The organism is Phenylobacterium sp. GW821-FHT12F10, from assembly GCF_058806695.1.
Window position 1 is genome coordinate 279,981 of record NZ_JBXAPY010000004.1, and the last position, 21,298, is coordinate 301,278.

A 21,298-nucleotide genomic window follows, 5' to 3' on the forward strand; every position below is an offset into this window, starting at 1 on the left:
GATGCGATGAGTTTCCCCAAGCCCGCCTTCACCCCCAGCGAGCCGATCGCCATGGACCTTCGCGAGCCTCCGCCCAGGCCCTTCGCCGGCCTTGCCCGCCGCGCTGGCGCCACGGCGGCGGCCGTCCTGCCGCCGGCCCTGACCCTGCTGATCATCATGGTGGTCTGGCAGCTGCTGTGCGGTGACTCCTACGAGGGCCTGCCCTCGCCCTCGCGCATCTGGTCGGAGTCCCGCGAGCTGATCGTCGATCCGTTCTTCGACCGGGGCGGCGTCGACAAGGGCCTGTTCTGGCACATCGCCACCAGCCTCAAGAGGGTGGCGCTCGGCTTCTCCATCTCGGCGGTCTGCGGGGTGCTGCTGGGGGTGCTGATCGGCGCCAACCGCTGGGCCCACCGCGGCCTGGACCCGATCTTCCAGGTGCTGCGGACCGTGCCGCCGCTCGCCTGGCTGCCGATCTCGCTGGCGGCCTTCCACGAGGCCAATCCCTCGGCCCTGTTCGTGATCTTCGTGACCTCGATCTGGCCCATCGTCATCAACACCGCCGTGGGCGTGCGCAACATCCCCGACGACTACGTCAACGTCGCCCGCGTCCTGCGGCTGTCGCCGGTGGAGTCCTTCTTCAAGATCCTGCTGCCGGCCACCACGCCCTACATCTTCACCGGTCTGCGCATCGGGGTCGGCATGAGCTGGCTGGCCATCGTCGCCTCCGAGATGCTGCTGGGGGGCGTCGGCGTCGGCTTCTTCATCTGGGACCAGTACAACGCGTCCCGGATCTCCGACATCGTCGTGGCCCTGGCCTGGGTGGGCCTCACCGGCTTCTTCCTCGACCGGGTGGTGGCGCTGGCCGGCCGCATCGTCTCGCGCGGCAGCGCGCTCAGCTAGGGAATCCGACCATGGCCAAGGCCTATCTTTCCATCGAGGGCGTCGGCGTCACCTTCCAGAAGGGGGCGAGCCGGTCCGAGGTGCTGCGCGACATCAACCTGCAGGTGGACCAGGGGGAGTTCGTCTCCCTCATCGGCCACTCCGGCTGCGGGAAATCCACCCTGCTCAATGTGGTGGCCGGCCTGATCCCGGCGACCACCGGGGCGGTGATCCTGGACCGCGAGGCCGTCGAGGCGCCGGGGCCCGAGCGGGCGGTGGTGTTCCAGAACCACTCCCTGCTGCCCTGGTTGTCGGTGCAGGAGAATGTCCGCCTGGCGGTGGACAAGGTGTTCGCCGGCAAGAAGTCCGCCGCCGAGCGCCGCGACTGGACCCTGCACAACCTGGACCTGGTGAAGATGACGGAGGCCCGGGACAAGCGGCCCTCTGAAATCTCCGGCGGCATGAAGCAGCGGGTCGGCATCGCCCGGGCGCTCGCCATGCAGCCCAAGGTCCTGCTGTTGGACGAGCCCTTCGGCGCCCTCGACGCCCTGACCCGCGCCCACCTGCAGGACAGCGTCATGGAGATCCAGACCGTGCTGAAGAACACCGTCCTGATGATCACCCACGACGTCGACGAGGCGGTGTTGCTGTCGGACCGCATCGTGATGATGACCAACGGCCCGCGGGCGACCATCGGCGACATCCTCGCCGTCGACCTGGCCCGGCCCCGCGACCGCCTCGCCGTGGCCGGGAACCCGACCTATATCGGGGCCCGGGCCTCGGTGATCGAGTTCCTCTACGCCCGGCGGGCGGCCTGACGGGCGTCAGGCCGTCAGCATCACCTTGCCCACGTGGGCGCCGCCCTCCAGGTGGGCGTGGGCCTTGCCGGCCTCGGCGAGCGGGAAGGTGGCGTCGATGCGGGGGCGGATCTTGCCGGCCTCGATCCAGGGCCAGACCGTCGCCTCCACGGCGGCGGCCAGGCGGGCCTTCTCGTCGGGCGCCCGGGGCCGCAGGGTGGAGCCGGTGATCACCGCGCGCTTCATCATCATCCGCCCGATGGGCAGGGTGACTTCGCCGCCCCCCTGGCTGGCGATGAAGACGATGCGGCCGCCGGTCTTCAGGGCGTCCAGGTCCTTGGCGAAATAGTCGCCGCCGACCATGTCCAGGATGACGTCGCAGCCGCCCTCGCGCTTGGCCACCTCGGCGAAGTCCTCGGCCGTGGCGTCCACCGCCACGTCGGCCCCCAGGGCCTTGGCGGTGGCGGCCTTGTCGGCCCCGCGGGCGGTGGCGATCACCTTGGCGCCGGCGGCCTTGCCCATCTGGATGGCCATGACCCCGATCCCCGAGGTGGCGCCGTGCACCATCAGGGTCTCTCCGGCCTTCAGGCCGCCGTGCTCGAACACATTGGCGAAGACGGTGAAGACCGTCTCGGGCAGGGCCGCGGCCTCCAGCAGGGAGAGCCCCTTGGGGATGGGCAAGGCGTGCCTAGCATCCGCCACCGCGTACTCCGCATAGCCGCCGCCGCCCAGCAGGGCGGTGACCTGGTCGCCGGCCTTCCAGCGGCCCGCGCCGACGACCACCTCGCCGGCGACCTCCAGGCCCATGGTGTCGGGAGAGCCGGGGGGCGGCGGATAGAAGCCCATGCGCTGGATCAGGTCGGGGCGGTTCACGCCGGCGGCCGCCACCTTGATCAGGATCTGGCCGGGGCCGGGTTCGGGGCGGGGAATCTGCACGGCCTTCATGTCGGCCGCCGATCCCTTGCCACCCTCGACGGCGATCGCCGTCATGCTCGATTGGCTCATGGTGTGGCCTCCCCGGTCTTGCGCGCTGATGTCGTTGGGGGTTCAGATAGGCGCAGAAACGGAACCGGCAAAGGGAGGTCTTCAATGGAAGAACCCGCAGAGGTTCGGATCGGCCTTGGCCAGGGGCTGGCCGATGCGGTTCGCGAGGACCTGGAGCTCTATGGCGTGGCCGAGCTCGAGGAGCGGATCGAGACGCTGCAGGGCGAGATCGCCCGCTGCCAGGCGCAGATCCAGAAGAAACGGGCCGGGCGGGAAGCCGCCGACGCCCTGTTCGGGACGAAGTCAGGTTAGGTCGAATTCGGGGTGGGGGCGTTCTGTCGCACGCGTTTGGCTCTTGGCACGGCGGTTGCAACGGCTAGGAGCAGACGGCGCATCTGTGCGCAGACGAATTTGTCAGGGACTATAGGTTCATGAGCGACGGAACTTTGCCGGCGGGAGCCTGGCGGGCGGACGTGATCCAGGACTTCGCCCGTTCGGAACTCTTCGACCGCACCTTCCAGGAGGGCATGGACCTCGTGGAGGAGACCGCCGGCTATCTGGACGGCTCCGGCCGACAGGAATCCAAGCTGCTGGGCCGCAACGCGGCGCTGGCCTATGCGGGCGAGAGCATGCGGCTCACCACCCGGCTGATGCAGGTGGCCTCCTGGCTGCTGGTGCAGCGGGCCGTGCGCGAGGGCGACATGCCCCCCGAGGGCGCCTGCGACGAACGCTATCGCCTGGGGGCCGAGGATGTCTGCCGCGCCCCGCCGGAGACCAACGAGGATCTGCCCAGCGGCCTGCTGCTGCTGCTGGACCGCTCCGAGCGCCTCTATGAGCGGGTCCGTCACCTGGACCGCCGCATGTATGTCGAGGACACCGACGTCGAGACGCCGAACCCGGTCCAGACCCAGTTCGACCGCCTGCGCACCGCCTTCGGCGGCTAGATATTCTCTGGTGAGGCCTCCGCCCTGCGGAGGCCTCTTCCCGATCAACGGACAGCAAAAAACGCCGCGTGATCCACGCGGCGTTTTTCTTGACCCAAGTCGCGCGCCGGCGAGCCGGCGCGGCGCTCTTACTTGCGGGTGAAGGCGCCGAACTTGGCGTTGAAGCGCGAGACGCGGCCGCCACGGTCCAGCAGCTGCTGGTTGCCGCCGGTCCAGGCCGGGTGCGTCTTCGGATCGATGTCCAGGTTCAGGGTCGCGCCTTCCTTCCCGTAGGTGGAGCGCGTGCGGTAGGTGGTGCCGTCGACCATCACCACATTGATGAAGTGGTAGTCGGGGTGGGTGTCTTGTTTCATCGCGCGGGCATCCGACGTAAAGGAGCGGCCATAGAATAATCGCTCCGCCGGCAGGCGGATCGAACGGAGCCGCGCCTATACAGGAAAAGGCGGGGCAAGAGCAAGGGCGCGGGTTTTCATGAGTGATTTTGGGTCCGGGCCGGCTGTCGATGGCCGACCGACCGTGGGTGCGTCTCTCGCCCAGGATATCTCCGAGGCCGCCGAGCGCCGGCCCAAGAGCCGCAACATCAAACCCCTGGCGGCCCTGACGCCCTTTCTGAAGGCCCACCTGGGCGATGTCGCCCTGGCCGGGGTCTTCCTGATCACCGCGGCGGCCTCGACCCTGGGCCTCTCCGGCGCCGTGCGGCTGCTGGTGGATCACCTCACCAAGGCGCGGACCACCGGGGCCTCGGTGGACCAGTGGTTCTGGCTGATGGGCGTGGTGGCCGTCGCCTTGGCCGTCTCCTCGGCCATGCGCTACTTCTTCGTCACCAAGCTGGGCGAGCGGATCGTGGCCGACCTGCGCAAGGCCACCTACGCCCACATCCTGACCCTGGATCCGGCCTTCTTCCTGCACATGCGCACCGGCGAGGTGCTCTCGCGCCTGACCACCGACATCCAGATCGTCGAGAGCCTGATCGGCACCTCCATCTCGGTGGCCCTGCGCAACCTGCTGATGCTGATCGGCGCCCTGATCCTGATGGTGATCGTCAGTCCGCACCTCACCGGCATGGTGGTGGTGCTGATCCCCGTGGTCCTGGCGCCGCTCTTCCTGTTCGGCCGCAAGGTGCGCAAGCTGACCGCCTCGACCCAGGACCAGTTCGCCCAGGCCGTGGGCCACGCCGGCGAGACCCTCGACGCCCTGGAGACCGTCCAGGCCTTCGGGCGCGAGGCGGCGGGCGCGGCGGTGTTCGGCGGGGCCGTGGAGGCCTCCTTCCGCACCTCCCTGCGCCGCATGACCGCCCGGGCCGGGATGATCGCCGCGGTGATCACCCTGGTGTTCGGCGGGGTGGTGGGAATCTTCTGGCTCGGCGTCCACGCCGGCCTGCGCGGCGACATGACCTGGGGCGCCCTCTTCCAGTTCGCCTTCCTCTCGGTGATGGCCGCGGGCTCCGTGGGGGCCCTGGGCGAGACCTGGGGCGACGTCCAGAAGGCCGCCGGCGCCATGGAGCGCATCACCGACCTGCTCTCGGCCCGTCCCGGCATCGCCGCGCCCGCCGTGCCCAAGCACCTGCCGGCCCCGCCGCGCGGCGAGATCGAGTTCTCCAACATCACCTTCGCCTATCCCGGCCGCGCCGACCTGCCGGCCCTGCAGGGCTTCGACCTGCGGGTGGCGCCCGGCGAGCGGGTGGCCCTGGTGGGCCCCTCCGGCGCCGGCAAGAGCACCGTCTTCCGCCTGCTGCTGCGCTTCTATGATCCCCAGTTCGGCACGGTGAAGGTGGACGGCGTCGATGTCCGCGAGGCCGACCCCGCCGAGGTGCGCGCCCGGATGGCCCTGGTGGCCCAGGACTCGCCGCTGTTCTCGGGTTCGGCCCTGGACAACATCCGCTTCGGCCGCGACGGCGCCGACCTTGAGGCGGTCCGCGCCGTGGCCCGCGCCGCCCAGGCCGACGGCTTCCTCGACGCCCTGCCCCAGGGCTTCGACACCCCGCTGGGGGAACGGGCCCGCAGCCTCTCCGGCGGCCAGCGCCAGCGCCTGGCCATCGCCCGGGCCCTGATCCGCGAGACCCCCATCCTGCTGCTGGACGAGGCCACCAGCGCGCTGGACGCGGAGAACGAGCGCCTGGTCCAGAAGGCGCTGGAGGAGGCCATGGAGGGCCACACGACCCTGGTCATCGCCCACCGCCTGGCCACCGTGCTCAAGGCCGACCGCATCGTGGTCATGGACAAGGGCCGGGTGGTGGAACAGGGCTCCCACCACGAGCTGCTCGGCCGCGGCGGCCTCTACGCGCGGCTGGCCTCCCTGCAGTTCGGCAACGCCGCGGCCTAGCCTCGGGCCTTGACCGCCAGGCCTGGGAAGTCGCTGAACAGGCCGTCGACGCCGGCGGCGAACAGGGCCCGGTAGACGGCGCCCACGTCGCCGTGGGCGGCCGGGTCGGCGCCGGCGCGGAGCTTCTCGGGCAGGAAGCGGTTCTCGGCCCGCACGGTCCAGGGATGCACCGCCAGGCCCACGGCATGGGCGTCGGCCACCAGGCCCGTGGGCGGGCCAAGGGCGCCCTCGAGCGTCGGGACCACCAGCGACCAGTCGGGCCCCACGCCGTCGGCATAGGTCGCGATGTCCTTGAGGCCCGCCGCCGTCACCAGGTCCTTGGCGTCCCCGGCCACCAGCCGCACCCGGCGGGCCTGGGACAGCTTGGCGAAGGTCTTCAGGGGGGCGGTCTCGAAGCACTGGACGAAGACCGGCGCCGTGCGGCTGTCCAGGCCGTTGGCCTTCAGCGCGTCGGCCAGGCGCGGCTCGATGAGCAGGCCGAGGCTGGCCAGGAAGCTCGGATGCTTCATCTCCGGATAGACGCCGATCGTCCGGCCCACCCGCTTGGTCTCGGCCTTGGCCAGGTCCACCACCTCCTGGAAGGTGGCGATGGCCTCGCGGCCGTCGAAGGCGGCGCTGGCCGGCCGCAGCTGCGGCAGGCGCTCGCGGGCCCGCAGGGTCTTCAGTTCGGACAGTGTGAAGTCCTCGGCGAACCAGCCCTCGACCTGCTCGCCGTCCACCACCTTGCGGGTCCTGCGCGCCGCGAACTCCGGACGGGCGGCCACGTCGGTGGTCCCGCCGATCTCGTTCTCGTGGCGGACCACCAGGTGGCCGTCCTTGGTGAGCACCAGGTCCGGCTCGATGAAGTCGCAGCCCTCCTCCACGGCCAGCCGATAGGCCATGGGGGTGTGCTCGGGCCGCTCGCCGCTGGCGCCGCGATGGGCGATCACGATGGGGCGGCGGGTCGCCGCGGCGAGGGCCGGGGTGGCGGCGAGGGCCGCGGCGGCGGCGGAGAAGGCGCGTCGGGTCAGGGTCATGGCTCCGATCTAGCCGGCGCCTGTGACGGTATCGTCAAGCCTCGACCGGGACGAGTCCCAGGTCGGTCAGGCCGCGGCGCGCAGGCGCTGCAGGATCAGGGGATGCAGTTCCAGGTTCGAGGCGCAGATGCTTCCCGAACCCAGCACATCCTCGTCGCCCTCCGCGCTGGTCACCTTGCCGCCGGCCTCGCTGACCAGCAGCAGGCCCGCCGCCAGGTCCCAGGGCTTCAGGTCCCGCTCCCAGTAGCCGTCGAAGCGGCCGGCGGCCACGAAGGCCAGGTCCAGGGCCGCGGCGCCGAACCGGCGGACGCCGGCCACCCGCTGGCTGATCTGGTGCAGCTCCTTCAGGAAGGTGGCGTGCTGGCCGTGGCCCAGGAACGGGATCCCGGTGGCCAGCACGCTCTCGGCCAGGTGCTGGCGCGCGGCGACCCGCAGGCGCTTGTCGTTGACGAAGCAGCCCTTGCCCTTCTCGGCCCAGAACAGCTCGTTGGTCACCGGGTTGTAGGTCACCGCCGCCACGACGGCGCCCTCGCGCTGCAGGGCGATGTTGATGGCGAAGTGGGGGATGGCGTGCAGGAAGTTGGTGGTGCCGTCCAGCGGGTCGACGATCCAGGTGTGGGTCTTGTCGGTGCCCTCGATCAGGCCGCGTTCCTCGCCGAGGAAGCCGTAGCCGGGACGGGCCTTCGACAGCATCTCGAAGATGGTCTGCTCGGCCTTCAGGTCGGCGGCCGAGACGAAGTCGGCGGCCCCCTTCTTGGAGACCTGCAGCTCGGTCAGTTCGCCGAAGTCGCGGTTGAGGCCGCGGGCCGCCTTGCGGGCGGCGTCGGACATGACCTTCAGGAGGGCGGTTTGGGTGGACATCAGTCGGCCCTGCGCACGTATTCGCCGGTTTCGGTGGAGACCAGGACGCGTTCGCCGGCCTCCATATAGGGCGGGATCAGGATGCGCATGCCGTTGTCCGCCTTGGCCGGCTTGTAGGAGGAGGACGCCGTCTGGTTCTTCACCACGGCGTCGGCCTCGACGATGGTCAGGACCACCTGCTCGGGCAGGGTGATGCTGATGGGGCGTTCCTCGAAGAGCTGCAGCTTCACCACCATGCCGTCCTGCAGGAAGCGGACCTGGTCGTCGCCGACGAAGTCCTTGGCCAGCTCGATCTGCTCGTAGGTCTCCTGGTCCATGAAGACCAGCATGTCGCCCTGTTCGTAGAGGAAGGAATAGTCCTTCTGGTCGAGGTGGATCTGCTCGACCGTGTCGGAGGTGCGCCAGCGTTCGTTGAGCTTGCGGCCGTCCTCGATGTTCTTCAGTTCGCACTGGGCGAAGGCGCCGCCCTTGCCGGGCTTCACGTGCACGACCTTCACGGCCACCCACAGTCCCCCGTCATGCTGCAGGATATTCCCCGGCTTGATCGAGACGGCGTTGATTTTGGACATGAGGTTCTTTGCGAAATTTGAGGCGCGGAACCTAGTGGGCGCAGGCCCCTAAGGCAAGGCGAGGGGGTTAGGCCCTGTCGGCGACGCCGAGCGCGATCTGCTCGTTCAGGGCCTTCACCGCCGCCGCCGGCCCCTCCGGATGGCTCCACACCCCGGCCGAGACCGCCAGGAAGTCCGCTCCGGCGGCGGCCAGGCCCCGGGCGTTCTCCACCGTGATCCCGCCGATGGCGACGCAGGGGGTCTCCATCACCTCCTGCCAGATGGACAGGATCTCCGGTTCGGCCCGCGTGGGCGCCTCCTTGGTGGTGGTGGGGAAGAAGGCGCCGAAGGCCACATAGTCGGCCCCGGCCTCTGCGGCCTCCATGGCCAGATGCCGGCTGTCGTGACAGGTCACCCCGATCATCGCGTCCGGCCCCATGACCTTGCGGGCCTGGGGGAGCGGCATGTCGTCCTGGCCGATATGGACCCCGTCGCATTTCAGTTTCGCCGCCAGGACGGGATCGTCGTTGAGGATCACCACCGCGCCGCGGGCCTGGATGATCGGCGACAGCACGTCCACCGCCGCGGCGATCACCTCTTCGGGCTGGTCCTTCAGCCGGATCTGCACGGCCGCGACGTCCCCGGCGTCCATGGCGTGGGCCAGGGTCCTGCCGAAGGCGACCAGGTCGTCGATGCGGGGCGGGGTGATCAGGTAGAGGCGGCAGGACGGGGTCATGGACTGTCCAATACCCCATCCCGTCCCATCCTGGGGAGGGGCAGATCGCCGAAGGCCCGGCGTCCGCTCAGGGACGGGCCGCGTCGGGGGGCTCGCTCACCGGGCCGCGGCCGATCAGGCGCAGGAGGTAGAGGGCGCCGAGGCCGAGAACCAGGCCGTGCAGGGCCAGGACGGCCAGCAGGGAGACCGGCGCCGTCACCGAGGCGGCGCCGTCGGCGGCGCGCAGCAGGTCGTGAACGGCGAAGGCCGGGAGTCCTCGCCCGGTGAGCGTCCAGCCGGCGACCGTGCTGACAAATCCCGTCGGCCCCATGGCCATCGCCGCGATCAGATAGACCGGTGTCCGCGCCAGGCTGTTGCGCCAGGAAAGCCAGGCGCCCCAGACGCCCAGGCCGATCATCGCGACGCCGAGCCCGACCATCACCTGATAGGCCCGGGACATTTCGAGGACCGCTGCGTCGACGGTCCAGCCGCCGCCGGTCACCAGCTGCAGGGGGGCGGCGATGGCCACCAGCCCCACCCCCATGCGCAGGGCGGTGGCGGACTCGGCCTCCTCCGGGTCCCTCAGCGCGCGCCAGGCCGAGGCCGCCCCGACCACCAGGGCCGTGGTCAGGTAGGAGGCCAGCGCCAGATGGGCGAAGCGGGACGGGAACCCCGGCGACAGCACCGCCGCCCGCCAGCCGCTCGCCGTCGGCCCGGCCTCGGTCAGCCTCGGTAGGTCGATCGGATGGCGCACCCAGCCGGCGGCCGAGACGAGCCAGAAGGAGAGCAGCAGGGCCCCGAGGGCCGCCAGGAGAGTGGCGGCCAGATGCAGCCGCGGGTCCAGCCTCCGCCACCCCAGCAGCATGACCGCCAGCAGCCCCGTCTCCAGGACGACGGCGGTGATCAGGGCCGTGGCCGGTCGCGGCGCCAGCAGCGGGGTGAGGGGCGTGGAGAGCAGGCTCCAGTTGGCGGCGATCTCGCAGGCCAGCCCCGCCAGGGTCACCCCGCACATCGCCAGGGAGACGGCGAAGATCTTCAGCCAGAAGGCGTAGAGCGTCTCGAAGACCCGGTTGCCGGACCCCAGCCACAGGCCCTCCAGCACCGCCAGATAGCCGGCCAGCCCCACGGTGAGGCTGGGAAAGGTGATATGGGCGGCGGTCAGGGCGGCGGCCTGCAGCCGCGACAGCAAGAGGGCGTCGACCTCCATGTCCGCGGCCCTTTTCGCGAGGTGGCCGGTGACAGGTGCCCACCGACCAGGGGCGTCACTCTCATCCCGGATAACGTGTGACGCCAAGCGTGGGTTTAGCGACAAACCGTCGCGCCTATTCCGCGAGCCCTGAAACCCAGATGATAATGAGTTGCAACGGCGTTCGCATCTGGTAGAGATGGAGGCGTAGTCGGAGGGAAGAGGCCCCGTGTACGTCTGTAACTGCAACGGCATCCGCGAACGCGACGTCCGCGCCGCCATCGAGGGGGGCGCCCAGCGTCCCGCCGAGATCTTCCGCGCCTGCGGGGCCCGGCCCCAGTGCGCCCGCTGCGTCTGCGACATGAAGCAGATGGTCGATGAACAGGGCGAGGCCCTGCGCTACGCCGCCGAATAGCCTCCGCCGGCGTCGGCGAGGCCGGGCGGGCTTGTTTCCAACATAGGCTTTGACAGGTCCCGCGCTCCGCCGGAGGTTGCGCGCCTGACGGGCGCATTCACGGAGGCTCACATGCAGGGCGACAAGGCGATCATCCAGCTGCTCAACGCGGTCCTGACCAATGAGCTGACCGCAGTGAACCAGTACTTCCTGCACGCGCGGATGTACCAGAACTGGGGCCTGGCCCGCCTGGGCGCGGTGACCTACGAGGAGTCGATCGGCGAGATGAAGCACGCCGACAAGCTCATCAAGCGCATCCTGTTCCTGGACGGCCTGCCCAACCTGCAGGACCTGCACAAGCTGAAGATCGGCGAGACCGTGCCCGAGTGCCTGGCCGCCGACCTGGCGGTCGAGGTCGGCGGCCGCGCCGACCAGGTGCGCGGCATCAAGCTCTGCGAGGACTCGGCCGACTATGTCAGTCGCCAGATCCTGCGCGAGATCCTCACCGACACCGAGGAGCACATCGACTTCCTCGAGACCCAGATCAGTCTGGTCCGCCAACTGGGTGAGCAGAACTACCTGCAGAGCGCCATGGGTGAGCTCGCCGGAGGCGAAGGCCACTAAGTCGGTCCAGGCTCTCCCGGAAGGTCGACACCCGCGCAATTGAAGCTAGGCTCTTGTCTCGAAACTTCGGGGGGAGGGCGGCATGGCTCAGGAAAAGCGCGCGAGCGGCAACGGCATGGTGATCGCCGGGGCCTCGGTGGGCACGGTGTTCGAGTGGTACGACTTCTACCTCTACGGCTCCCTCGCCGGCTTCATCACCCAGCACTTCTTCTCAGGCGTCAACGAGACCACCGGCTACATCTTCGCCCTGCTGGCCTTCGCCGCGGGCTTCGCGGTGCGCCCCTTCGGCGCCCTGGTCTTCGGGCGCCTGGGCGACCTCTGGGGCCGCAAGAACACCTTCTTGGTCACCATGCTGCTGATGGGGCTCTCGACCTTCGCCGTCGGCCTGCTGCCCGGCTATGACCAGATCGGCGTCGCCGCCCCCGTGGCCCTGATCGTCATGCGCCTGATCCAGGGCCTGGCCCTTGGGGGCGAGTACGGCGGGGCGGCCACCTACGTCGCCGAGCACGCGCCCCCGGGCAAGCGCGGCCTCTATACGAGCTGGATCCAGACCACCGCGACGCTGGGCCTCTTCCTCAGCCTGATCGTCATCCTGGCGGTCCGCACCAGCCTGGGGGAAGAGGTCTTCAAGGCCTGGGCCTGGCGCATCCCCTTCCTGGTCTCGGCCCTGCTGCTGGCGGTCTCCCTGTGGATCCGCCTGCGCCTGCACGAGAGCCCCGTCTTCCAGAAGATGATCGACGAGGGGACCACCTCGAAGAAGCCGCTCACCGAGGCCTTCGGCGAATGGGGCAACCTCAAGCTGGTGCTCCTGGCCCTGGGGGGGCTGACCGCCGGCCAGGCGGTGGTCTGGTACACCGGCCAGTTCTACGCCCTGTTCTTCCTGGAGAAGATGCTCAAGCTGGACGGGGCGCTGGCCAACACCCTGGTGGCCTTCGCCCTGATCCTGGGCGTGCCCTTCTTCGTGGTGTTCGGCTGGCTGTCGGACAGGATCGGCCGCAAGCCGATCATCCTGCTGGGCTGCCTGCTGGCGGCGCTGACCTATTTCCCGATCTTCAAGGCCCTGACGGCGGCGGCGAATCCCGCCCTGGCGGCCGCCACCGCCAGCGCCCCCGTCACCGTGATCGCCGACCCGGCCGACTGCGCCTTCCAGTTCGATCCGGTGGGCAAGACCGCCTTCACCTCCTCCTGCGATGTGGCCAAGTCGGCCCTGGCCACCGCCGGGGTCTCCTATTCGAACCAGGCCGCCCCGGCCGGGACCCTGGCCGTCGTGCGGATCGGCGCCGTCGAGGTCGCGAGCCTGGACGGGACCAGCCTGCCCAAGGCGGAGTTCACCGCCGCCAAGACCGCCTGGGCCAAGACCCTCACCGCCGCCCTCTCGGAGGCCGGCTACCCGGCCAAGGCCGATAGCGCCCTGGTCCACAAGCCCGCCGTGGTGGGGCTGCTGTTCCTGCTGATGTTCTACGTGACCATGGTCTATGGCCCGATCGCCGCGGCCCTGGTGGAGATGTTCCCGGCCAAGATCCGCTACACCTCGATGTCGCTGCCCTACCACATCGGCAACGGCTGGTTCGGCGGCTTCCTGCCCACCACGGCCTTCGCCATGGTCGCCGCCACCGGCGATATCTATTACGGCCTCTGGTACCCCATCGTCATCGCCGCCGTGACGGTGGTGGTGGGCGCCGTCTTCGTGAAGGAGATGCGCGGGGCCAATATCGACTGAAGCGGCGACGCGCCCTCCCTCCCCTTTATGGGGAGGGGTAGATCGCGAAGCGAGCGGGGTGGGGGAGCGTGGCCTCTATTCCCCACCCGTCCGAAGCTTCGCTTCGTCCACCCTCCCCATGAAGGGGAGGGAGACAGCTTTGCCTATTCGGCCGCCTGGCGCGTGACGCCGATCTTCGGGGCCAGTTCGCCCGAGGCGTAGCGCTTGGCCATGTCCGAGAGCGGGATCGCCTTGATGCTCGAGGCGTGGCCGGCGGTGCCGAACTCCTCGAAGCGCTGGACGCAGACCTTGCGCATGGCTTCCTTGGCGGGCTTCAGGTAGCTGCGCGGATCGAACTCGCCGGGTTTCTCGGCGAACACCTTGCGGATCGCGCCGGTGATGGCCATCCGGTTGTCGGTGTCGATGTTGATCTTGCGGACGCCGTGCTTGATGCCGCGCTGGATCTCCTCCACCGGCACGCCCCAGGTCTGGGGCATCTCGCCGCCGTACTGGTTGATGATGTCCTGCAGGTCCTGCGGCACCGAGGAGGAGCCGTGCATCACCAGGTGGGTGTTGGGCAGGCGGCGGTGGATCTCCTCGATCACCCCCATGGCCAGGACGTCGCCGTCCGGCTTGCGGGTGAACTTGTAGGCGCCGTGGCTGGTGCCCATGGCGATGGCCAGCGCGTCGACCTCGGTGGCCTTCACGAACTCGACGGCCTGGTCGGGATCGGTGAGCAGCTGGTCGTGGCCGAGCTTGCCCTCGAAGCCGTGGCCGTCCTCCTTGTCGCCCATGCCGGTCTCGAGGCTGCCCAGCACGCCCAGCTCGCCCTCGACGCTGGCGCCGACCCAGTGGGCCATGTCCACCACGTTGCGGGTGACCTTGACGTTGTAGTCGTAGTCGGCGGGCGTCTTGCCGTCGGCCTTGAGCGAGCCGTCCATCATCACCGAGGTGAAGCCGTACTGGATCGCCGTGGCGCAGGTGGCCTCGTTGTTCCCGTGGTCCTGGTGCATGCAGATCGGGATGTGCGGGTACATCTCGGCCATGGCGTCGATCAGGTGCTTGAGCACGATGTCGTTCGCATAGGACCGGGCGCCGCGCGACGCCTGCATGATCACCGGCGAGTCGGTGGCCTCCGCGGCCTCCATGATCGCCAGCGCCTGTTCCATGTTGTTGATATTGAACGCCGGCACGCCGTAGCCATGCTCGGCGGCGTGATCGAGAAGTTGTCTCAGTGTGACCCGGGCCATGTGTCCCCGCGCTCCATCAAAATCGTTAGTCTAATTGGCGAGAGCCGCCACGCCGGGCAGCTCCTTGCCTTCCATCCATTCAAGAAACGCGCCGCCCGCGGTGGAGACAAAAGTAAAGTCATCCGCGCAGCCGGCTGCATTCAGAGCCGCCACAGTATCACCGCCGCCGGCCACCGCCACCAACTTGCCGGCCTTGGCCAGACCCGCCGCGTAGCGCGCCGCGCTCACCGTGCCCTTGTCGAAGGGCGGCATCTCGAACACGCCCAGCGGACCGTTCCAGATCAGGGTCTTGGAGTTGTCCATGGCCCGGCACAGCCGTTCCACGGTCTCGGGACCGGCGTCCAGGATGCGCTCGTGCTCGTCCACCTCCCCCAGGCCGCGCACCCGGGCCGCGGCGCCGGGGGCCAGGGCCTCGGCCACCACGATGTCCAGGGGCAGGAAGAGCTTGCAGTTGTTCTGGCCGGCCAGGCGGATGATGTCCCGCGCCGTCTCGGCGAGATCCTTCTCGCAATAGGACAGGCCCACGTCATGGCCCTGGGCGTAGAGGAAGGTGTTGGCCATGCCGCCGCCGATGGCCAGCTTGTCCAGCCGGGTCACCAGGTTGCGCAGCAGGTCGAGCTTGCTGGAGACCTTCGAGCCGCCAACGATACCCATCACCGGCCGCTCGGGATGGCCCAGCGCCTTGTCCAGGGCGGTCAGCTCCAGCCGCATCTGCTCGCCCGCATAGGCCGGCAGCAGGTGGGCCAGGGCCGCCGTGGAGGCGTGCGCCCGGTGGGCGGCGGAGAAGGCGTCGTTCACATAGAGATCGCCGTTGGCGGCCAGGGCCTTGGCGAAGTCGGGATCGTTGCTTTCCTCGCCCGCATGGAAGCGGACGTTCTCCAGCAGCAGGACGTCCCCGGCCTTCATCGCCGCGACGGCCGAGGCGGCCGCCGGACCCACGCAGTCGGGGCCGAAGGCGACGGGCGCGCCGAGCACCTTGGCGAGCGCCGGCGCGATGGGCTCCAGGCTCATGGAGGGGACCACCTTGCCCTTGGGCCGGTCGAAGTGGGCCAGCAGGATCACCTTGGCCCCGCCGGCCCGCAGCTTCTCGATGGTGGGGACCGCGGCGCGCAGGCGGGTGTCGTCCGACACCGCGCCGTCGTGCATCGGCACATTGAAGTCCACGCGAACCAGGGCGCGTCGGCCCTTCAGGTCGGCGTCGTCGAGGGTCCGGAAGGTCATGATCTGATCTCTTAGATCAGTTTCGCCATGGCCACGGCGGTGTCGCTCATGCGGGTCGAGAAGCCCCACTCGTTGTCGTACCAGGACAGCACCCGGCACAGGCCGCCGTCGACGATCTGGGTCTGGGGCAGGGCCACGGTCGAGGAGGCCGGAGCGTGGTTGAAGTCGATGGAGACCAGCGGGTCCTTGGTGACGGCCAGGACGCCCTTGAGCTGGCCCGAGGCGGCGGCGGCCTCGAAGGCGGCGTTGATGGCCTCGACCGTGGTGGTCCTGCTGGGCACGAAGGTCAGGTCCACCACCGAGACGTTGGGGGTCGGCACGCGGATGGAGGAGCCGTCCAGCTTGCCCTTCAGGGCCGGGATCACCAGGCCCAGCGCCTTGGCCGCGCCGGTGGAGGTGGGGATCATCGACATCGCCGCGGCGCGCGCGCGGTACAGGTCGGAGTGCATCGTATCCAGGGTCGGCTGGTCGCCGGTGTAGGAGTGGATCGTGGTCATGTAGCCACGCTCGATGCCGCACAGGGCCTGCAGCACGTGGGCCACCGGCGCCAGGCAGTTGGTGGTGCAGGACGCGTTGGAGACGATGAGGTCCTCGGCGGTCAGGGTGTCGTGGTTCACGCCGTAGACGATGGTCTTGTCGGCGTCGGTGCAGGGGGCCGAGACCAGGACGCGCTTGGCGCCGGCGGTCAGGTGGGCGGCGGCCTTCTCCTTGGTGGTGAAGAGGCCGGTGCACTCGAAGGCGATGTCGACGCCGAGGTCCTTGTGCGGCAGCTCGGCCGGATTGCGGATCGCGGTGACCTTGATCTTGCCGTGGCCCAGATCGATCGTGTCGCCGTCGACGGTCACCGTGCCCGGGAACCGGCCGTGCACGCTGTCGTAGCGCAGCAGGTGGGCGTTGGTCTCCACCGGGCCCAGGTCATTGATGGCCACGACCTCGATGTCCGTGCGGCCATGTTCGACGAGCGAGCGCAGGACGTTCCTGCCGATGCGGCCGAACCCATTGATGGCGACGCGGACGGTCATGGAGATCTCCTCGAGTGCTGAACCGATACTTGGATTTGGGCGCGGTTTTTCGGGTTGGGGGCGCTTGAGTCAACCCCTGGACCGATCAAGTCTTGCCGCAAAGTGTGTCTGACCCTGGATTTCCGGCCGCGCGTGCGCGAACAGCGTCCCCGCGACGGCCGATCCGGCTAATTATATGATCTTCAGGGGTTTCCTCCGCGGAAGGCCGCGGCGGGGTCAGCCCTGGACCACCGCCACCCGGTCGGCGGCCAGCTTGGCGTTGGCGCGCGCGGTGTCGGTGTCGGCGGCGCGGGCGAGCGCCACCCCCATGCGGCGGCGCTCGAAGGCCTCGGGCTTGCCGAACAGGCGCAGGTCCGCGCCGGGCACGCCGAGGGCCTGGGCGACCCCCTCATAGGCCACGCCCCGGGCCTCCATCCCGCCATAGATCACCGCGCTGGCCCCGGGCTCGCGCAGGCTGACATCCACCGGCAGGCCGAGAATGGCGCGGGCATGCAGGGCGAACTCGCTCTGCACCTGGGTGGCCAGGGTCACCAGGCCGGTGTCGTGGGGCCGGGGGCTGACCTCGGAGAACCACACCTCGTCGCCCTTCACGAACAGCTCGACGCCGAACAGGCCAAGGCCCCCCAGCGATCCGGTGACCACCTCGGCGATCTCCCGGGACCGCGCCAGGGCGGCGGGGCTCATGGCCTGGGGCTGCCAGCTCTCCACATAGTCGCCCTTTACCTGGCGGTGGCCGATGGGGGCGCAGAAGGCGGTCTCGATGGTCCCCTCGGGCCCGCGATAGCGGACGGTGAGCTGGGTGATCTCGAAGTCGAAGGCGACCCGGCCCTCGACGATCACGCGGGGCTGCTCCACCCGGCCGCCCTCCAGGGCGTATTTCCAGGCGGCGGGAATGTCCTCGGGCTTCTCCACATAGGACTGGCCCTTGCCCGAAGAGCTCATCACCGGCTTCACGAAGCACGGGTAGCCGGTGACGCCGTTGGCGGCCGCCGTCAGTTCGGCCTCCGTCGAGGCGAAGGCGTAGGCGCTGGTGGGCAGGCCCAGTTCCTCGGCGGCCAGCCGGCGGATGCCCTCGCGGTTCATGGTCAGCTGGGCGGCCCGCGCGGTGGGGATGACGGTGGCCAGGCCCTCGGCCTCGATCCGCACCAGCTCGTCGGTGGCGATGGCCTCGATCTCCGGCACGATCAGGTGCGGGCGCTCCAGCTCCACCACGGCGCGCAGGGCGGCCGCGTCGGTCATGGCGATCACGTGGGACCGGTGGGCCACCTGCATGGCGGGCGCGTCGGCGTAGCGGTCCACCCCGATCACCTCGCAGCCCAGGCGCTGCAGCTCGATCGCCACCTCCTTGCCCAACTCCCCGCAGCCGAGCAGCATGACCTTGACGGCGGAGGGCGAGAGCGGCGTGCCGAGGCGCATGGGAGGGCTCCTGGTGAGTCAGTCTGGGATTAAACCACGAACCACACGAACAAGGGTGTCATCCCGGAAGCCGCGTCAGCGGCTGTCCGGGACCCAGACGCGCGGGGCGTGCCGGAGAGATCGGTGCTTCTGGGTCCCGCACTTCCGCGCTGCGCGCTCCATGCGGGATGACACTGTTCTAGAGCTTCGACTTCGCCGCGGCCGCGACGGCCTCGGCGGTGATGCCGAATTCCTTGTAGAGGCGGTCGGCCGGGGCGCTGGCGCCGAAGCCGTGCATGCCGACGAACACCCCGTCCTCGCCGATGAAGCGCTCCCAGCCGAAGCTGGCGGCGGCCTCGACGGCGACGCGGACGGTATTCTTCGCCAAGACGCTCTCGCGATAGGCGGCGGGCTGGGCGGCGAACAGCTCCCAGCAGGGGGTGGAGACCACCCGCGTGGCGATCCCCTCGGCCTGCAGCAGATCCCGCGCCGCCATGGCGACGCCCACCTCGGTGCCCGAGGAGAAGATGGTCACCTTGGCCGCGCCGCCCTCGGCGGCCGCCAATTCATAGGCGCCCTTGGCCGACAGGTTCTCCGACGAGGCGACGGTGCGCGCCGCCGGGGTCTTCTGTCGCGACAGCGCCATCAGCGATGGGCCATCCTTGCGGGCGACGGCCAGCTTCCAGCACTCGGCGGTCTCCACCAGGTCGGCGGGGCGGAACACGTTGAGGTTCGGCATGGCGCGCAGGGCGGCCAGGTGCTCGATCGGCTGGTGGGTGGGCCCATCCTCGCCGACCCCGATGGAGTCGTGGGTCATGACGTGGATCACCCGCGCCCCCATGATCGCCCCCAGGCGGATCGCCGGACGGCTGTAGTCTGAGAACACCATGAAGGTGCCGGCATAGGGGATGACCCCGCCGTGCAGGGCCATGCCGTTCATGGCCGCGGCCATGCCGAACTCGCGGATGCCGAAATTGATGTAGCGGCCCTCATAGGAAGGCGCATCGAAGGCCAGGGTGCCCTTCACCAGGGTGTTGTTGGAGCCGGTGAGGTCGGCCGAGCCCCCCACCATCTCCGGGATGTTGGGGAACAGGGCGGCGATCGCCGCGCCGGAGTGCTGGCGGGTGGCCGCGCCCGGCTTGGTCTCGACCGCCTCGGCGATCAGGGCGTCGATCTTCTCGAAGGCGTCGGCCGGCAGGTCGCCGGCGACGGCGCGGACGAAGTCGTCGCGATAGTTGGAGGCCGCGAGCGTCTGCTCCCACTTCCGGCGCTGCTTGCCGCCGCGGCGGCCGGCGGCGCGCCAGGGCTTGTAGACCTCCTCGGGCACCACGAAGGGCTCGTGCGCCCAGCCCAGCTTCTCGCGGGTGGCGGCCACCTCGGCCTTGCCCAGCGCGTTGCCGTGGGTGGCGTGGCTGCCTTCGAGCGTGCCCGCGCCCTTGCCGATCTTGGTGGCGCAGGCGATCAGGCTCGGCCTGTCCTGCTTGATCGCCCAGGCCATGGCCCGGCGGATCTGGCCCAGGTCGTGGCCGTCGATGGACTTCACCGCCCAGCCGGCGGCCTTGAAGCGGGCCACCTGGTCGGTGGCGTCCGACAGGGCGACCGCGCCGTCGATTGTGATGGAATTGTTGTCCCACAGGACGGTGAGCTTGGAGAGCTTCAGGCGGCCGGCGATGCTGATTGCCTCATGGCTGACGCCCTCCATCAGGTCGCCGTCGCCGCATTCGACCCAGGTGCGGTGGTCCACCAGGTCCTCGCCGAAGCGGGCGGCCATGCGGCGCTCGGCGATGGCCATGCCCACGGCGGTGGCCAGGCCCTGGCCCAGGGGCCCGGTGGTGGTCTCGACGCCCGGGGTGTGACCCACTTCCGGGTGGCCGGGGGTCTTGGAGCCCCACTGACGCAGGTTGCGCAGCTCGTCCATGCTGACGGCCTTGAAGCCCGACAGGTGCAGCAGGCTGTAGAGCAGCATCGATCCGTGCCCGCCCGACAGCACGAAACGGTCGCGGTCGGCCCAGTCGGGCTTGGTGGCGTCATATTTGAGGAACTTGGTCCAGAGCACCGTGGCCACGTCGGCCATGCCCATGGGCATGCCGGGGTGACCGTTGGAGGCCTGTTCGACGGCGTCCATGGAAAGGACGCGGATCGCGTCGGCCATGGTCTGGAGCGGTGCGGGCATGGGGCTTCCGGTGAGTCTGAACGGGAATTGCGGGCGGGGTCGCACGCACGCAACATCGGGTCAAGGAACGTGACGGGTTCCGGGGGCCGCCCGGCCCGGTCTATAGATTAACAGTCACACCTTCGGAGCGTCGAATGAACCGGGAGTCTGCGGGCGATAGCGCCCTCGACCAGGCCGCAAAACGGCTGGATCGCGCGGTCGCCCAGCTGGAACAGCGTCTGGCGGCCCGCGCGCCCCAGGCGGGCGAGGAGCCGGGCGGCCTGTTCGACCAGGACCGCGCCCAGCTCGCCGACCAGCTCGACCGGGCCCGCGCCCGCGAGCGCGCCCTGGAGGAGGCCGGCGCCGAGGCGTCTGCGGCGCTGGGTCGCGCCATCGCCGAGATCCAGGCGGCGCTGACGCAGGCGCCGCAGGATCAAGTCCCCGCCTCCGAGAGCGAGGAAGCCTAGCCATGGCCCAGATGATCATCGAGGTGAACGGTCGGCCCTATTCGGTGGGCTGCGAGGACGGCCAGGAACAGCACCTGCTCGAATTGGCGAGGCTGTTCGACCGCCAGGTTCGCCAGGTCTCCCAGGACATGGGGCAACTCGGCGACACCCGGCTGTTCCTGATGGGCGCCCTGCTGCTGGCCGACGAACTGTCCGACGTGAAGGCCCGGCTCGCCACCGTCCAGGCCGACCTGGCCCGCATGCAGTCCGATCAGGCCCGCATCGAGGTCCGCGCCACCCTGGCCCTCGACAACGCCGCCAAGCGCATCGAGAAGCTGGCGGCGGAATAATAGGCGGGGCCTGTGGCGTCGCCCTGGTTCAATACCAGGCGACGAACCGCTCATCGGGGTCATCGGGCAGACCCGACTCCCGGATGCGGTCCCAGGGACTGGTCAGCTTGCAGGTCCGCGAGGCGATGATCCTGTCGCCCTGCAGGATGGTCAGCACCGACCACGTCTTGCCGGGAGAGTCGTGCAGCGAGCCCTGCTCGCCCGACGACACGATGTAGTTGAAGCCCTTGTTGCTGAAGCGCAGGCTGGTCTGGCTCCCGCCGCCGCCGCCGATGACCACGCTCTGGAAGGCGCGCCCCTCGCCGCTGGCGATCTCCATCTCCGGCGATCCCGGACGCCCATAGCGGTAGGTCGCCTGGCCCGGCGTGGCGCAGACCGACGCCACCTTGCCCTTGAGCGTACAGGAGAAGATGAGCTGTTCGCCCTTGCGGCAGTCACGGGCGGCGGCCGCGGCAGGGCCGAACGCGACGATCGCCAGCCCAAGGGCGGCGAGGGCGAGTGTGTGTCGCAT

Annotated in this window: 23 protein-coding genes; 10 read left to right on the plus strand and 13 right to left on the minus strand. The window is 69.7% G+C overall.

The genetic code is table 11. The features are described from left to right. Nucleotides 1–6 precede the first annotated feature (6 nt). Nucleotides 7–882: a nitrate ABC transporter permease gene (gene ntrB, locus AC1RN5_RS20635; protein WP_493043489.1), complete on the plus strand. Its 876-nt coding sequence runs from the start codon at nt 7–9 to the stop codon at nt 880–882. 11 nt (nt 883–893) lie between these two features. Further along, the gene (locus tag AC1RN5_RS20640; protein WP_493043491.1) at nt 894–1,679 is read left to right on the plus strand and encodes an ABC transporter ATP-binding protein; all 786 of its coding nucleotides are present in this window, start codon (nt 894–896) and stop codon (nt 1,677–1,679) included. Between the two features lie 6 nt (nt 1,680–1,685). Here AC1RN5_RS20640 and AC1RN5_RS20645 read toward each other — a convergent pair whose 3' ends face one another. Next, nucleotides 1,686–2,663, minus strand: coding sequence for an NAD(P)H-quinone oxidoreductase (locus AC1RN5_RS20645; protein WP_493043493.1), 978 nt, complete (start codon nt 2,661–2,663; stop codon nt 1,686–1,688). A gap of 84 nt (nt 2,664–2,747) precedes the next feature. Between AC1RN5_RS20645 and AC1RN5_RS20650 the strand changes: the two genes are divergently transcribed. Both AC1RN5_RS20650 and rcdA read left to right on the plus strand, forming a co-directional pair. Next, the gene (locus tag AC1RN5_RS20650; protein WP_493043495.1) at nt 2,748–2,954 is read left to right on the plus strand and encodes a DUF1192 domain-containing protein; all 207 of its coding nucleotides are present in this window, start codon (nt 2,748–2,750) and stop codon (nt 2,952–2,954) included. Nucleotides 2,955–3,073: 119 nt separating this feature from the next. After that, a complete protein-coding gene (rcdA, locus tag AC1RN5_RS20655) occupies nt 3,074–3,586 on the plus strand; it encodes a protease adaptor protein RcdA (protein WP_421933317.1) in 513 nt (170 codons plus the stop codon). Nucleotides 3,587–3,714: 128 nt separating this feature from the next. Here rcdA and rpmE read toward each other — a convergent pair whose 3' ends face one another. After that, entirely contained in the window at nt 3,715–3,939 is a 225-nt protein-coding gene (rpmE, locus tag AC1RN5_RS20660) for a 50S ribosomal protein L31 (protein WP_293495507.1), read from the minus strand. Nucleotides 3,940–4,057: 118 nt separating this feature from the next. Here rpmE and AC1RN5_RS20665 point away from each other — a divergent pair, with 118 nt between their 5' ends. Further along, nucleotides 4,058–5,908, plus strand: coding sequence for an ABC transporter transmembrane domain-containing protein (locus AC1RN5_RS20665; RefSeq protein ID WP_493043498.1), 1,851 nt, complete (start codon nt 4,058–4,060; stop codon nt 5,906–5,908). On the opposite strand, the gene AC1RN5_RS20670 is transcribed toward AC1RN5_RS20665, so the two are convergent. From AC1RN5_RS20670 to AC1RN5_RS20690, 5 genes are all read right to left on the minus strand, one after another. Next, the gene (locus AC1RN5_RS20670) at nt 5,905–6,924 is read right to left on the minus strand and encodes a glycerophosphodiester phosphodiesterase (protein WP_493043500.1); all 1,020 of its coding nucleotides are present in this window, start codon (nt 6,922–6,924) and stop codon (nt 5,905–5,907) included. The two genes, AC1RN5_RS20665 and AC1RN5_RS20670, sit on opposite strands and share 4 nt — an antisense overlap. Nucleotides 6,925–6,990: 66 nt before the next feature. Then, nucleotides 6,991–7,785 (minus strand): inositol monophosphatase family protein, encoded by a 795-nt coding sequence (locus AC1RN5_RS20675; RefSeq protein WP_493043501.1) that lies wholly within the window; start codon nt 7,783–7,785, stop codon nt 6,991–6,993. Beyond that, nucleotides 7,785–8,354 carry an elongation factor P gene (gene efp / locus AC1RN5_RS20680; protein WP_493043503.1) on the minus strand — a complete coding sequence of 190 codons (570 nt, stop codon included), beginning with the start codon at nt 8,352–8,354 and terminating at the stop codon, nt 7,785–7,787. Before efp ends, AC1RN5_RS20675 begins: the two co-directional genes overlap by 1 nt. A 67-nt stretch (nt 8,355–8,421) precedes the next feature. Continuing rightward, nucleotides 8,422–9,069 carry a thiamine phosphate synthase gene (thiE, locus tag AC1RN5_RS20685; RefSeq protein ID WP_493043505.1) on the minus strand — a complete coding sequence of 216 codons (648 nt, stop codon included), beginning with the start codon at nt 9,067–9,069 and terminating at the stop codon, nt 8,422–8,424. A gap of 67 nt (nt 9,070–9,136) precedes the next feature. Beyond that, the gene (locus AC1RN5_RS20690; RefSeq protein WP_493043507.1) at nt 9,137–10,255 is read right to left on the minus strand and encodes a cytochrome ubiquinol oxidase subunit I; all 1,119 of its coding nucleotides are present in this window, start codon (nt 10,253–10,255) and stop codon (nt 9,137–9,139) included. A gap of 208 nt (nt 10,256–10,463) precedes the next feature. On the opposite strand from AC1RN5_RS20690, the gene AC1RN5_RS20695 reads away from it, so the two are divergent. The 3 genes from AC1RN5_RS20695 to AC1RN5_RS20705 all read left to right on the plus strand — a co-directional run bounded on the left by AC1RN5_RS20695 (nt 10,464) and on the right by AC1RN5_RS20705 (nt 12,972). Continuing rightward, entirely contained in the window at nt 10,464–10,649 is a 186-nt protein-coding gene (locus AC1RN5_RS20695; RefSeq protein ID WP_493043509.1) for a (2Fe-2S)-binding protein, read from the plus strand. Between the two features lie 111 nt (nt 10,650–10,760). Then, on the plus strand, nt 10,761–11,252 hold the full coding sequence (bfr, locus tag AC1RN5_RS20700) for a bacterioferritin (protein ID WP_304697356.1): 492 nt from the start codon (nt 10,761–10,763) through the stop codon (nt 11,250–11,252). 82 nt (nt 11,253–11,334) lie between these two features. Continuing rightward, the gene (locus AC1RN5_RS20705; protein ID WP_493043511.1) at nt 11,335–12,972 is read left to right on the plus strand and encodes an MFS transporter; all 1,638 of its coding nucleotides are present in this window, start codon (nt 11,335–11,337) and stop codon (nt 12,970–12,972) included. Between the two features lie 143 nt (nt 12,973–13,115). Here AC1RN5_RS20705 and fba read toward each other — a convergent pair whose 3' ends face one another. The 5 genes from fba to tkt all read right to left on the minus strand — a co-directional run bounded on the left by fba (nt 13,116) and on the right by tkt (nt 20,012). Beyond that, the gene (fba, locus tag AC1RN5_RS20710) at nt 13,116–14,201 is read right to left on the minus strand and encodes a class II fructose-bisphosphate aldolase (RefSeq protein ID WP_304697354.1); all 1,086 of its coding nucleotides are present in this window, start codon (nt 14,199–14,201) and stop codon (nt 13,116–13,118) included. 30 nt (nt 14,202–14,231) lie between these two features. Then, nucleotides 14,232–15,422, minus strand: a complete 1,191-nt coding sequence (locus AC1RN5_RS20715) for a phosphoglycerate kinase (RefSeq protein WP_493043513.1) — start codon at nt 15,420–15,422, stop codon at nt 14,232–14,234. 11 nt (nt 15,423–15,433) lie between these two features. Continuing rightward, complete coding sequence (gene gap, locus AC1RN5_RS20720) at nt 15,434–16,444, minus strand: type I glyceraldehyde-3-phosphate dehydrogenase (RefSeq protein ID WP_493043515.1); 1,011 nt, start codon at nt 16,442–16,444, stop codon at nt 15,434–15,436. Nucleotides 16,445–16,660: 216 nt separating this feature from the next. After that, a complete protein-coding gene (gene purT, locus AC1RN5_RS20725; RefSeq protein ID WP_493043517.1) occupies nt 16,661–17,860 on the minus strand; it encodes a formate-dependent phosphoribosylglycinamide formyltransferase in 1,200 nt (399 codons plus the stop codon). A gap of 178 nt (nt 17,861–18,038) precedes the next feature. Next, entirely contained in the window at nt 18,039–20,012 is a 1,974-nt protein-coding gene (gene tkt, locus AC1RN5_RS20730) for a transketolase (protein ID WP_493043519.1), read from the minus strand. 26 nt (nt 20,013–20,038) lie between these two features. Here tkt and AC1RN5_RS20735 point away from each other — a divergent pair, with 26 nt between their 5' ends. Then, the gene (locus AC1RN5_RS20735; RefSeq protein WP_493043650.1) at nt 20,039–20,458 is read left to right on the plus strand and encodes a DUF4164 family protein; all 420 of its coding nucleotides are present in this window, start codon (nt 20,039–20,041) and stop codon (nt 20,456–20,458) included. A 2-nt stretch (nt 20,459–20,460) separates the two neighbouring features. Then, nucleotides 20,461–20,787, plus strand: coding sequence for a cell division protein ZapA (locus AC1RN5_RS20740; protein WP_304697349.1), 327 nt, complete (start codon nt 20,461–20,463; stop codon nt 20,785–20,787). 28 nt (nt 20,788–20,815) lie between these two features. Here the strand turns inward: AC1RN5_RS20740 and AC1RN5_RS20745 are convergent, their stop codons facing one another. Continuing rightward, nucleotides 20,816–21,298, minus strand: a complete 483-nt coding sequence (locus AC1RN5_RS20745) for a hypothetical protein (RefSeq protein ID WP_493043521.1) — start codon at nt 21,296–21,298, stop codon at nt 20,816–20,818.

Coding starts and splice junctions, on each gene's coding strand:
- purT (WP_493043517.1), bottom strand. CDS start 17,860: ATGCGCCTCGGCACGCCGCTCTCGCCCTCCGCCGTCAAGGTCATGCTG.
- AC1RN5_RS20650 (WP_493043495.1), top strand. CDS start 2,748: ATGGAAGAACCCGCAGAGGTTCGGATCGGCCTTGGCCAGGGGCTGGCC.
- ntrB (WP_493043489.1), top strand. CDS start 7: ATGAGTTTCCCCAAGCCCGCCTTCACCCCCAGCGAGCCGATCGCCATG.
- thiE (WP_493043505.1), bottom strand. CDS start 9,069: ATGACCCCGTCCTGCCGCCTCTACCTGATCACCCCGCCCCGCATCGAC.
- AC1RN5_RS20715 (WP_493043513.1), bottom strand. CDS start 15,422: ATGACCTTCCGGACCCTCGACGACGCCGACCTGAAGGGCCGACGCGCC.
- AC1RN5_RS20675 (WP_493043501.1), bottom strand. CDS start 7,785: ATGTCCACCCAAACCGCCCTCCTGAAGGTCATGTCCGACGCCGCCCGC.
- tkt (WP_493043519.1), bottom strand. CDS start 20,012: ATGCCCGCACCGCTCCAGACCATGGCCGACGCGATCCGCGTCCTTTCC.
- rcdA (WP_421933317.1), top strand. CDS start 3,074: ATGAGCGACGGAACTTTGCCGGCGGGAGCCTGGCGGGCGGACGTGATC.
- AC1RN5_RS20690 (WP_493043507.1), bottom strand. CDS start 10,255: ATGGAGGTCGACGCCCTCTTGCTGTCGCGGCTGCAGGCCGCCGCCCTG.
- fba (WP_304697354.1), bottom strand. CDS start 14,201: ATGGCCCGGGTCACACTGAGACAACTTCTCGATCACGCCGCCGAGCAT.
- AC1RN5_RS20740 (WP_304697349.1), top strand. CDS start 20,461: ATGGCCCAGATGATCATCGAGGTGAACGGTCGGCCCTATTCGGTGGGC.
- AC1RN5_RS20705 (WP_493043511.1), top strand. CDS start 11,335: ATGGCTCAGGAAAAGCGCGCGAGCGGCAACGGCATGGTGATCGCCGGG.
- AC1RN5_RS20645 (WP_493043493.1), bottom strand. CDS start 2,663: ATGAGCCAATCGAGCATGACGGCGATCGCCGTCGAGGGTGGCAAGGGA.
- AC1RN5_RS20640 (WP_493043491.1), top strand. CDS start 894: ATGGCCAAGGCCTATCTTTCCATCGAGGGCGTCGGCGTCACCTTCCAG.
- efp (WP_493043503.1), bottom strand. CDS start 8,354: ATGTCCAAAATCAACGCCGTCTCGATCAAGCCGGGGAATATCCTGCAG.
- AC1RN5_RS20670 (WP_493043500.1), bottom strand. CDS start 6,924: ATGACCCTGACCCGACGCGCCTTCTCCGCCGCCGCCGCGGCCCTCGCC.
- rpmE (WP_293495507.1), bottom strand. CDS start 3,939: ATGAAACAAGACACCCACCCCGACTACCACTTCATCAATGTGGTGATG.
- AC1RN5_RS20745 (WP_493043521.1), bottom strand. CDS start 21,298: ATGCGACACACACTCGCCCTCGCCGCCCTTGGGCTGGCGATCGTCGCG.
- bfr (WP_304697356.1), top strand. CDS start 10,761: ATGCAGGGCGACAAGGCGATCATCCAGCTGCTCAACGCGGTCCTGACC.
- gap (WP_493043515.1), bottom strand. CDS start 16,444: ATGACCGTCCGCGTCGCCATCAATGGGTTCGGCCGCATCGGCAGGAAC.
- AC1RN5_RS20665 (WP_493043498.1), top strand. CDS start 4,058: ATGAGTGATTTTGGGTCCGGGCCGGCTGTCGATGGCCGACCGACCGTG.